Consider the following 11155-nt stretch of genomic DNA (forward strand, 5'->3'; position numbering starts at 1 on the left):
CCCCCTGCCCACCCTGGGCAGCGTCCGCGATGGACTGCTCGACGGCCTCCACCGCGCCCTGACACCGCCGCCCCATGAAGGTCCCACCGTGCCCCCCGTGACGACGCCGTCTCGGGAAGCACTCACCGCCGTGCTCGACGCGCTCCAGGCCGCGCGGCCGGCGGGTGTCCGGGACACCGCCGCCTTCGAGCACCTGCTGCGCACATGCCAGGACCTGCTCGCCGTCGCGCGCGCGGAAGGCGAGCGGTGATGCTGTACGCGGGCATCGCGGGCTCGCTGCTCGTGGGCATCCTGCTGGGCCTGCTCGGAGGAGGCGGCTCCATCCTCACCGTGCCGCTGCTCATCTACGTACTCGACGTCGAGCCTCGGACGGCCATCGCCATGTCCCTGGTGGTGGTGGGCGTCACCAGCGCCAGTGGCGCCTTCCTTCACGCGCGCGCGGGCCGCGTCCGCTGGCGCACCGCGTTCGTGTTCGGCACAGGGGGCATGGGCGGGGCCTTCCTCGGCGGCCGGCTCAATCCCCACCTCGCGCCCGACACGCTGCTGCTCCTGTTCGCGGGCGTCATGGTGGCCGCCGCGGTGGCCATGCTTCGCCGCCGGGAAGCCGAGCCTGTTGTCGCCACCAGCGCCTCCCCGCTCCCCGTTCCCCGCGTGCTCGCGCAAGGCGTCGCGGTGGGCGTGCTGTCGGGACTGGTGGGTGCCGGGGGCGGCTTCCTCATCGTGCCCGCGCTGTCGCTGGCGGGGCTGTCCATGCCCGTCGCCACCGCCACGTCCCTGGTGGTCATCGCGCTCCAGTGCGCCGCCGGCCTGGTGGGTCACCTGGGCCACCTGGACCTGCCCTGGATGCTCACCGGCGCAGTCCTCCTGGCCGCGATGACGGGCAGCCTCGTGGGAGGAAGGCTCGCGGGGCGCGTCTCCCCCACGCTGCTTCGCAAGGGCTTCGCCGTGTTCGTGCTGGCCACCGCCGCCTTCCTCCTGGGCGCCCAGGCTCCCGCGTCGCTGCGGGAGCGCGTGTGGACGGAGGGGCTGTGGCTCTGGAGCGTGGCGCCCCTGGCCGTGGGCATCCCCGTGACGGTGTGGCGTCTGCGCGTGGCCCGCCAGCGTCAGGCCGCGCAGGCCCTGTCCCGGTGAGGCACCGTCACGGGGACGCCAGCGGCACGGTGAAGTGGAAGGTGGAGCCGTGCCCCAGCTCGCTCTCCACCCACAGACGGCCGCCATGCCGCTCGACGATGTCCCCGCAGATGTAGAGCCCCAGCCCCAGCCCCCCAAAGCCGGAGATGGGCGCGTTTCGAGCGCGGAAGAAGCGCTCGAAGAGGTACGCCTGCTGGTCCCGCGGAATGCCAATGCCTTCGTCCTGGACGGAGACATGGGCGTGGCGGTCCTCCCGAGCCACCCGCACGCGAACCGCTCCCCCACTGGGGCTGTACTTGAAGGCGTTCTCCATCAGGTTGACCAGGACCTGCGCGAGCCGGTCCGCATCGCCCAGGACGACCAGGGGGGCCTCCGGCGCTTCGTACTCGACCCGGTGCTGCGCGCTGGCCAGGCGCATCTCGGAGACGACGTCATGGGCCAGCGCCTGCAACACGACGGGCTCGTGCCTCAGCATCAGCCGCCCTTCCTGGATGCGCGAGGTATCCAGCAGGTCATTCACCAATCCCGTCAGGCGGCTCACCTGCATCAACGACTTGTCCACGTGCCGGGCGGAGGCGCCGTCCCCCTCGGGGACGTGTTGCCGCAGCATCTGGAGGTGCAGCTTCAGCGGCGTGAGCGGCGTCTTCAGCTCGTGCGCGGCGATGGACAGGAAGTCGTCCCGCACGCGGATGGCCTCCTGGGCTTCGCGCAGCAGCCGCTCGCGCTCCGCCTCGGCCTGCCGCTCCGCCGTCACCTCGCGGTAGCTCCACACGCGGCCGATGATGGCGCCCCCCATCAGTTGCGGCAGCGACTTGCGCTCCAGGAGGCGCCCGTCCAGCAACTCCACCGTCTCCACGTCCACCTCTTCGGACGGCTCGAAGCGCTCCCGGATTCGCGAGGTGAACGACTCCGGATGCTTCACGCCGCCCGCCGCGCGCACCAGCACCCGCTCCGCGTCGCGGTCCACCATCATCTCCTCGGTCAGCCCCCAGATGTCGAGGAAGCGCTTGTTGAAGGCCGTGACGCGCTTGTTCAGGTCCACCACGATGACGCCTTCCGCAATCGAGTCGAACGTGGCGCGCAGCACCGAGTTCATGTGCGCCAGGCTCTCCGGCGCGTGCCGCGTCACACCGCCTTCGGCGACCTGCCCCATCGAGGCCTCAGGAAGCTGGAGGCGCGCGCAGGCGCCCAGCAATGTCCCCTGCTCATCGAACACGGGCAGGACGAAGACCTTCAGGCCCGGCTCCTCGTGAACACCGGCCTTGCCCTGGAGCGCCGGCCGCATCGCCTGCGCGAGCCAGGGCTGCCGAGCGAGCACCTCGGCCACGGGACGCCCTTGGAAGGGCTCGCCCCGCGGTCCGGTGGCGTGCGTCAGCGCGTCGTCCATCCAGACCACGCGTCCGTGCGCGTCGACGATGAGCGCCGCCTGGAGCGCCTGCCCCAGCCGCAGCAGCGCCGGAGCGAAGTCGGGCCCGCTCGGGTGACGGGCCTCGGCAGGCCCCGGCGCGCCCCATCCGCTCCGTCCTTCCTCATGGATGTGGGCCTTCGACATGGGCGCTCCTCGGCCTCATTGGCGAGACGTTTCCGGCGGAAAGATGCGGCGCCCGCCAAGGGCATGAAAGGGGCCCCCCTGCTCGGCCGCCACCGCCGAAGGGGCTCCGACTCCCGGGCAGCTTGTCATGCGAAAGCGGTAGGCTACCGCCGCATGACGACCTCCCGCCTCGCGATGCTGTTCCTGGTGCCCGTGCTGGCCACGGGCTGTGCCTCCACCGCTGGCACCACCCGGCCGGATGAGCCCGCGACGGAAGCGGCGGCCCCCGAGGCCACGCCCAGCGCGCCCAGCGCGCCCTCCGGCTATGGCTACAGCAAGAACGACCCCATCCACGTGGGGGGAGGTGTCGACGGCGAACACGAATACCTCCAGCACCTGCGGGGACCGCAGGGGCAGAAGGTCCGCTACGAGCGGCACGGGAGCTGCTGCGTCTTCGAGTCGAAGGGCTCGCCGTTCGGCAGCGGCATGCTCGACGTGTACGTCGTCACCTACGACGGGCTGGAGGAGCCGGTGATGCTGTACCTCAACATGTATGACAGGAAGGACCCGCGCGCCCCCGAGGGCTTCCGCCTGGACTGACGCGCGCTAGGAGCAGTCCTCGATGATGGGAGCGGCGACCAGCGGGCCCGACATCCAGTCGGACGCGGGCTGGGGCACTTCGCCGTCCGACACCAGCAGGAGCTCGTAGAAGAAGGCCGTGCCCTGGTTGAAGAGGTGCTCCGACATGTCGGACCGCGTCTCGATGACGCGCTGGTCCGCAGCCAGTTTGACGAACAGCGGCACCTGTCCTGGATGCACGTACAGCCACTCCGACGTGGTGCCGAGCACCGAGTCCGCCACGCCCTTCTCCCCCGCGAGGACGGACACCGCCTTGCGCCACTTCTTGTACGCGTCGAGCGCCTTGAGGGCCTTCAGCCCCTTCGGGTCCTCGTCAATCTTCGGGAGGATGGCGGCGCGGTTCGACTTCACGGCCTCTGACAGGTCCGCCAGCGCCAGGTACACCCAGTTGTTGGCGAAGTCGCAGGGGTCGTCGATGTCCTCCTGGTGTTGAAGCAGGGTCGTGGTCCGCGCCCGGTTGAGCCGTGCATAGGGATTGGCGGGGTCCTTCTTCAACGCCTTCTCGAAGAGGCCATGCGCCTTGCGGATGTCTCCCTTTTCGGAGGCCTTGAAGCCCTGGGCGTTGGCGTCTGGCGCGGCCGCCAGCACGGGGCTGGCGCCGCTAATGCAGACCAGCAGGAATCCAGACGCGCGAGCGAAGGTCTTCACGGCCCTGAACTCTAGCAGGCACGCATCTGCGACGTTGACCGCATCCGCGTCCGCGCGGAGATTCCCGGCATGACGCTGAGAGCCATGACCGATGTGGGCGCCGAGCTGGGCCTGTCTCCCGAGGACGTGCTGCCGTGGGGAACCCACCGCGCCAAGGTGTCGCTGGACGCGCTCGGCAAGCGGGGCGGCCGGCAGGGACGCCTGGTGCTCGTATCCGCCATCAACCCCACGCCACCGGGCGAAGGCAAGACCACCATGTCCGTGGCGCTGGCCATGGGCTTGCGCAAGCGGGGGCGCCGCGCGGTGGCGGCCCTGCGCGAGCCGTCACTGGGCCCTGTCTTCGGCGTGAAGGGCGGCGGCACCGGCGGCGGGCAGGCGAGCCTGGAGCCCGCGGCCGACATCAACCTGCACTTCACCGGTGACTTGCACGCCATCACCAGCGCCAACAACCTGCTGTCCGCGCTGGTGGACAACGCCGTCTTCTACGGCCAGCCGGTGGCCCTGGACGCCACGCGCGTGCGCTGGCGGCGCGCGCTGGACATGAACGACCGCTTCCTGCGCAACGTCATCGTCGGCCTGGGTGGCAAGGCGCAGGGCGTGCCACGCGAGGACCACTTCGACATCACCGCCGCCAGCGAGGTCATGGCCATCCTCGCGCTCGCGGAGGGCCTGAAGGACCTGGAGGCGCGGCTGGGACGCGTCATCATCGGCCACACCCGGGACGGCCAGCCGGTGCGCGCGCGGGACGTGAACGCGGCGGCGGCCATGGTGGCGCTGCTCAAGGACGCGCTGATGCCCAACCTCGCCCAGACGCGCGAGGGCGGCCCCGCGCTGGTGCACGCGGGCCCCTTCGCCAACATCGCGCACGGGTGCAGCTCCGTGATGGGCACGCGCATGGGGCTGGCCTACGCGGATGAAGTCATCACGGAGGCGGGCTTCGGCTTCGACCTGGGCGCGGAGAAGTTCCTGGACATCAAGTGCCGCGGCAGCGGGCTGTGGCCCCGGGGCGTGGTGCTGGTGGTGACGCTGCGCGCGCTGAAGCACCACGGGGGCGCCGCCCCCGCGCGCGTGGCCGAGCCGGACCGCGAGGCCCTGGTTCGCGGCTTCGCTCACCTGGAGAAGCACCTGGAGTCGGTGGCCGCCTTCGGGCTGCCGGCCGTGCTGTGCGTCAACCGCTTCCCGCAGGACACCGAGTCCGAGCTGGAGGAGCTGCGCGCCTTCGGCAAGGCCCGTGGCGTGGAGACGGCCGTGTGTGACGGCTTCTCGCGAGGTGGTGACGGCTCGCTGGAGCTGGCCGACCGCGTGCTGGAGATGCTGGACGGCACGGACGCCGCGCCGCCCCAGCCGCGCTTCCTCTACGACGTGGCGCAGACGCCCGAGGAGAAGGTGGCCGCCATCGCCCGCACCGTCTACGGCGCGGACGACGTGGCCTTCACCGCGAGCGCGAAGAAGGACCTGGACGCCATCCGCGAGCTGGGCGGCGCCGGGCTGCCGGTGTGCATGGCGAAGACGCACCTGTCGCTGTCGGATGACCCCACGAAGCTGGGGCGGCCGCGCGGCTTCACGCTCACCGTGCGCGAGGTGCGGCTGTCCGCGGGCGCGGGCTTCATGGTGGCGCTCACGGGAGAAATCCTCACCATGCCCGGCCTGCCGCGAGAGCCCGCCGCCCGCCGCGTCACCGTCCACGACGACGGGCGCGTCACCGGGCTGATGCAGGGCGAGTGAGCCGAGCCCCAGGCCGGGGTGCCACCCAGGACGGTGGCACCCGCGCGGCCCCGAGGCGGCGTCAGACGCGGAAGCCGGTGGACAGCTCCTGGAGCTGTCCCAGCGACGCGTTGATTTGCGCCACCGCCTGCTCGGCCGTCATCGTGGCCGTCACCACGTCCGCCATCATGGAGGACAGCGTGGTCATGACCTCGGTCATCTGCGCGATGCCCGCGTTCTGCTGGGTGACGGAGGCCACAATCTGGCGCGCGGCCTGACTGCTCTCCTGCACCACGGTGGTGATTTCCTTCAGCGTGCTGGCCGAGGCGAGCACCTGCTCGATGCCCTCCTCCATCTTCTCGCTGTCGCCCTCGGCGATGCCCACCGTCTGGCGGATGGCCTGGTTGATTTCGAGCAGAATCTTGCCGATGCGCTGGGTGCTCTGCAGCGATTGGCCGCTGAGCGAGCGCATCTCCCGCGCCACCACCGCGAAGCCCCGGCCCTGCTCCCCGGCGCGCGCCGCCTCGATGGCCGCGTTGAGCGCGAGCACGTTGGACTGGTCCGCCAGGTCCTTCACGCTGCCGATGATTTCACCGGCGTGCACGGCCTGGTCGCTCAGGTGCCCGATGCTGCCCACCAGCGCGCTCACGCGCTGGCGAATCTGCTGGAGTCCCTCGGCGCTCTTCTCGATGGACTCCTGACCGGACGCGCTGAATGCGTCCGCCTGTCCCGCCACGCGGAGCACCATCTCCGCGCGGCTGGACGCCATGCTGGACGTCTGCGCGATTTCGGCGATGGTGGTGCTCGCCTCGGTGAGGCTGCGGGACTGGTTGGTGAGGAAGTTCACCTGCTCCTGGCTGGCCTGCGTCAGCGTCTTCGCCGCGGTCGTCAGGTCCGTCACCACCGTCTGGATGGTGGTGGGCACGTCGCGCAGCCGGGTCACCATGACCTGGAAGCCGCGCGCCAGCTCGCCCACCTCGTCGTGGGCGCTCACGTCGATGGCCTGCGCCAGGTCGCCCTTCTCCGCGATGCGCGTGGCCACGTGGGTCAGCTTCGCCAACGGCAGCGTCACCTCGCGGTGCAGCCAGTAGGCCAGCCCCACCGTCAGCGCGATGCACAACAGCACCAGCACGCACACCGTCCAGGTGGTGGCGCGGTGCAGCCCGGCCACCTCCGCGTAGGAGGTCGCGATGGCCTGGCCATCCGCCTCCACCGCCCGCTCCAGGTCATGGGACAGCGACGCGGCCAGGGACTCCACCCTCGCGAGCGTGGACGCCGCCCGCGCGTCACCCTCCACCGCATGGGTCACCGCCGCCCTGGAGTCACTCCAGTACGTGGCCAGGGATGACTTGAGTGCGTCCACCCGCTGGAGGTTCGCGCCCGGTACGGCCCTCGCCAGGTCGAGCTTCGACTGGAGGTCGTCCACCTCGGCGCTCAGCGGCTCCAGCCCTCCCGCCTTCGCCGCCACCGCCGCCAGCACGTTGCGGTGCAGGCCCGGGAAACGGTGCATCACCTCACGGTTCAGCTCGATGGTGGGAACCTGCGAGCCGCTGATGCGCGCGTACACGCCACCAGAGCGCGCGCCCAGGGCGATGAACGCCACCAGGATGGCCACCAGGAACACCGCGACAACGGCCGGCAACAACATCATCTTCTGCTTGAGCTTCAGACGCACCCGCTGGCCTCCCCGCTACCGTGAGCCCCCTTCAACGCCCGCGACCCACGCCGCGCGTCGTAGGATAGCCAACTGTCTGCGGGCTGGTAACTCGCACCACCCGTGTCATCCAGACGGACGCGGAGCGCCGTGAAGAACGGGTAGGACCCGACCCCACCTGCGGGAGCGCATTCCAATCGCCGGGGCGCACCGCGCGCTCCGGGCAGGGGGCAGGCCGTCGCTTCCCCGGTGGAGCCCCGTCTCAGCGCATGGAGCGCTGGAGCGCTGGCGCAATCTCCCGCTGGCAGGCCGTGTCACATTCCGTGAAGCGGGTGAGGAAGTCCGCCATCTGCGCGCAGCGCTTCGGGAAGCGGGTGGTGCCCGCATCGCCCATGCACATCTCGCGGAAGGAGTCGCGCGTCTCCTGGAAGAGCGAGGCCCGCTGCGCGGGAGACAGCGCGTTCAGCGCCCGGTTCTCCCCACCCTGGAGGTACAGCCAGATGCCGGCGAGCAACAGCAGCACCAGCCCCACCAGCACGGCCTTCCGAGTTTGCTTCTCGGCCGGCGAGGGGCCCCGGGCTCGGGAGAAGACGTTCTCCTCTTCGCCATCTTCGGGCGGTGGGCCGCCTGCCATCATCCCCATCAAGCGCATACGGCCCCTGTTCCAGCCCAAACCGGAGAGCAATGCCAGCACGGAGTGCAGCGGATGTGCGGCAACCGCCAACAGCCGGGCTGCCATTGCGCGTGCTCCCGCACGCTGCGCGGGAGTCTGACCGCGCGGCGGCGCGGATTGCTCCTAGGATGAAGTCATGGACATCCGAGAGCGCCCCATGCGGGTGCTGGTGGTGGACGACGAGCGGAACATCCGGCACACGTTGCGCGTGTGCCTGGAGGGCTTCGGCTGTGAGGTCCGCGAGGCGGCCACCCCCGAGGCCGCGCTGGCCGCGCTGGCGCAAGGTCCCGCCGACTTGGCCTTCGTCGACCTGCGGCTCGGCACGGCCAGCGGAATGGAGCTGTTGCCGCGCCTCCTGGCCGAGTCACCCCACCTGGACGTCGTGCTCATCACCGCCTACGCCACGTTCGACACGGCGGTGGAGGCGATGCGACGCGGGGCGCGGGACTATCTGCCCAAGCCCTTCACGCCCGCGCAGATTCGCCACGTGGTGGAGAAGGCGCGGCGGCACCAGGAGCTGGCATCGCAGTTGGAGAGCCTGGAGGGGCAGCTTTCCCAGGCGGTGCCGGAGGCCACGTTGGAGACCGCCTCGCCCGCGATGCACGCGGCCATCGGGCTGCTGACGCGCGCGGCGGCGTCCGACGCGGCGGTGCTGCTGCGGGGAGAGAGTGGCACCGGCAAGGGGGTGCTCGCCCGCGCGCTGCATTCGATGAGCGCTCGGCGGCGCCGGCCCTTCGTCACCGTCAACTGTCCCACGCTGTCCGAGCAGCTGCTGGCCAGCGAGCTGTTCGGCCATGTGCGCGGCGCGTTCACCGGCGCGGTGAAGGACCAGCCGGGGCGCGTGGAGGCGGCGGAAGGGGGCACGCTGTTCCTGGATGAAATCGCGGAGATGAGTCCGGGGCTCCAGGCGCAGCTGCTGCGCTTCCTCCAGGAGAAGCAGTTCGAACGGCTGGGCGAGGGACGCACGCGCAAGGCGGACGTGCGGGTGGTGGCGGCGACGAACCGGGACCTGGAGAAGGACGTGGCCGAGGGGCGATTCCGGGAGGACCTGCTCTACCGGCTGAACGTCATCGAGGTGAAGCTGCCGTCGCTGCGAGAGCGGCCGGAGGACCTGCTCTCGCTGGCCCGGCGCTTCGTCTCCTTCTTCGCTCGCGCGGCGCAGCGCCCACCGCCGGAGCTGTCGCCCGCGACGGAGAAGATGCTGCTGGCCTATGGGTGGCCGGGCAACGTGCGCGAGCTGCGCAATGCCATGGAGCGAGCGCTCATCGTCTGGCCCGCGGAGGTGCTGGAGCCGCAGGCGTTCCCCGACCGCATCGCCGCGGCGGGGAGCCCCGTGATGACCCTGGGCGGGCCACACGCGCTGGAGGACATCGAGCGCGAGCACGTGCTGCGCGTCATGGCCTCGGCGCCGACGTTGGACGAGGCGGCGCGGGTGCTGGGCATCGACGCGTCCACGCTGTGGCGGAAGCGGAAGAAGTACGAGTCGGGCGAGGGCTGAGCGCGGCCGGATGCGCACGGGCCTGGGAGCGCCCGTGTGCCCGGCCCGCCCCCCAGGGTGTTCCACAGGAGCAGACCGGGTGGGGCTCCGCCGCGTGCCTGGAGCGGCGATTGCGGCGTCCTGCGCGCATGCGGAGCGTTGGAGGACACCGAACCGACGCCAAGGAGCGCAGACGTGGACGTGATTGACTTGTTGATTCAGCAGCACCGCGAGGTGGAAGCGCTCTTCGATGCCTGTCGCGCGGCGAAGGACGACGCGAGCAAGCGGGAGCTCGGCATCCAGCTCGCGGAGGCGCTCACGCTGCACACCACGATTGAAGAGCGCTGGGTGTACCCCGCTGCGCGCCGGGTGGTGGGGGACACGCTGATTCAGGACTCCATCGAGGAGCACGGGAAGATGACGGAGCTCATCGCCCAGATGATTCGCGCGCGCAACGACCCGCAGAAGCTGGTCTCCCTGTTCGGCGAACTGGAGAAGGTGGTGAAGGACCACGTGACGATGGAGGAGCGCGACGTGCTGCCCAAGCTCGGCCAGAAGGTCACCGAGGAGGACCTGGGCATGTCGTGCAAGGACATCGTCCGCACCGCCTCCGAGGTCCGCCGCGAGGAGATGCAGAAGCTCCAGGGTCAGGCGAACGCCTGAGAACTCGCGTTCAACCGACGGGGACGTCAGCAGCGTGAAGACGAAGGCGCGGTGTTGCCTTGAGGCACACCGCTCCCCAGCAGGCAGCGGTCAGCGCCCCCGCGTCACGACGCGCTCGCCGGCCCGGACGCCTCCCGCCGGGGCAGCGTGAACCAGAACGTGCTGCCCTGCCCGGGCGTGCTCACCACGCCAATCTCCCCGCCGTGCGCCTGGACGATGTCCTTCGCAATCGACAGGCCCAGCCCCGCGCCGCCCGCTGGCGCGCCGGGTGCCCGGTAGAACTTCTCGAAGATGCGCGCCTGCAGCTCCGGGGCAATCCCCTCCCCCGTATCCCGCACCTCGAAGCGCGCCCCGCCCGCTTCCCGCGACACGCGCACCTCCACCTCGCCCCCCGTGGGCGTGTGCTTCACGCCGTTGCCCACCAGGTTCCCCAGCACCAACCCCAGCCGCTCCGGGTCCACGTCCACCGGCTCCACATCCAGCGCCACCTGCTTCGACAGCCGCACCCCGCGCTCCTCCGCCGCCGCGCGCTGCGCGTCCAGCGCCGCGTCCACCAACTCCTCCGCTGGCACCCGGCGAATCTCCAACTGGAGCTGCCCCGCCTGGATGCGCGACAAATCCAGCAGGTCATCCACGATGCCCTGCAGCCGCTCACAGTCCTCGCGCGCCGCGAACAACAGGTCCGCCTGCTTCTCCGTCACCGGCCCCACCACGCCCTCCGTCACCAGGTGCAGCGCCATGCGCAGCGACGTGAGCGGCGTGCGGAACTCGTGCGCCACCGTGGCCACCAGGTCGTTCTTCAGCTCGTCGAAGCGCCGCAGCCGCGTCACGTCCTGGAGAATCACCGTGGCCCCCACCACCTCCCCTGACTCCCCGTACACCGGGCTGCCGCGCGCCAGCAGCCACCGGTCCCCGTCCGGGAGCGGCGCCCGCACCGCCTCTTCGTACCCGCGCGGCTGATACGCCCCTCGCCCCGTCAACACGTGCTCCCGCACCCGCTCCAGCACCTGTCTCGTAGACACATCTGACGGTGCC

General features: G+C 70.9%; 10 protein-coding genes and 1 pseudogene. 6 read left to right on the forward strand and 5 right to left on the reverse strand.

Annotated elements, in window-relative coordinates; all coding sequences use genetic code 11:
* Both HNV26_RS35140 and HNV26_RS35145 read left to right on the forward strand, forming a co-directional pair.
* Positions 1 to 250, forward strand: a pseudogene (locus HNV26_RS35140) (rhodanese-like domain-containing protein); the annotation flags it as partial.
* Positions 250 to 1131, forward strand: coding sequence for a sulfite exporter TauE/SafE family protein (locus HNV26_RS35145; protein WP_216613032.1), 882 nt, complete (start codon positions 250 to 252; stop codon positions 1129 to 1131). The pseudogene HNV26_RS35140 and the gene HNV26_RS35145, both read left to right, overlap by 1 nt.
* 7 nt (positions 1132 to 1138) lie before the next feature.
* Here HNV26_RS35145 and HNV26_RS35150 read toward each other — a convergent pair whose 3' ends face one another.
* Positions 1139 to 2683: an ATP-binding protein gene (locus HNV26_RS35150; RefSeq protein ID WP_171452980.1), complete on the reverse strand. Its 1545-nt coding sequence runs from the start codon at positions 2681 to 2683 to the stop codon at positions 1139 to 1141.
* A gap of 153 nt (positions 2684 to 2836) precedes the next feature.
* Here HNV26_RS35150 and HNV26_RS35155 point away from each other — a divergent pair, with 153 nt between their 5' ends.
* On the forward strand, positions 2837 to 3262 hold the full coding sequence (locus tag HNV26_RS35155) for a hypothetical protein (RefSeq protein WP_171442512.1): 426 nt from the start codon (positions 2837 to 2839) through the stop codon (positions 3260 to 3262).
* 6 nt (positions 3263 to 3268) lie between these two features.
* Here HNV26_RS35155 and HNV26_RS35160 read toward each other — a convergent pair whose 3' ends face one another.
* Entirely contained in the window at positions 3269 to 3949 is a 681-nt protein-coding gene (locus HNV26_RS35160) for a hypothetical protein (RefSeq protein ID WP_171442511.1), read from the reverse strand.
* A 69-nt stretch (positions 3950 to 4018) separates the two neighbouring features.
* On the opposite strand from HNV26_RS35160, the gene HNV26_RS35165 reads away from it, so the two are divergent.
* Positions 4019 to 5674: a formate--tetrahydrofolate ligase gene (locus HNV26_RS35165; RefSeq protein ID WP_171442510.1), complete on the forward strand. Its 1656-nt coding sequence runs from the start codon at positions 4019 to 4021 to the stop codon at positions 5672 to 5674.
* Between the two features lie 61 nt (positions 5675 to 5735).
* On the opposite strand, the gene HNV26_RS35170 is transcribed toward HNV26_RS35165, so the two are convergent.
* Both HNV26_RS35170 and HNV26_RS35175 read right to left on the reverse strand, forming a co-directional pair.
* Entirely contained in the window at positions 5736 to 7328 is a 1593-nt protein-coding gene (locus HNV26_RS35170; protein WP_171442509.1) for a methyl-accepting chemotaxis protein, read from the reverse strand.
* 241 nt (positions 7329 to 7569) lie between these two features.
* Complete coding sequence (locus tag HNV26_RS35175; RefSeq protein WP_253817346.1) at positions 7570 to 8046, reverse strand: hypothetical protein; 477 nt, start codon at positions 8044 to 8046, stop codon at positions 7570 to 7572.
* 70 nt (positions 8047 to 8116) lie between these two features.
* Here HNV26_RS35175 and HNV26_RS35180 point away from each other — a divergent pair, with 70 nt between their 5' ends.
* Entirely contained in the window at positions 8117 to 9478 is a 1362-nt protein-coding gene (locus HNV26_RS35180) for a sigma-54-dependent transcriptional regulator (protein ID WP_171442508.1), read from the forward strand.
* Positions 9479 to 9652: 174 nt separating this feature from the next.
* On the forward strand, positions 9653 to 10120 hold the full coding sequence (locus HNV26_RS35185; RefSeq protein WP_171442507.1) for a hemerythrin domain-containing protein: 468 nt from the start codon (positions 9653 to 9655) through the stop codon (positions 10118 to 10120).
* A 104-nt stretch (positions 10121 to 10224) separates the two neighbouring features.
* Here the strand turns inward: HNV26_RS35185 and HNV26_RS35190 are convergent.
* Positions 10225 to 11155, reverse strand: a 931-nt coding sequence (locus HNV26_RS35190; RefSeq protein ID WP_171452981.1) for a sensor histidine kinase, incomplete at its 5' end; no start/stop codon positions are given.

Source organism: Myxococcus xanthus (assembly GCF_013116825.1).
Lineage (GTDB): Bacteria > Myxococcota > Myxococcia > Myxococcales > Myxococcaceae > Myxococcus > Myxococcus xanthus_B.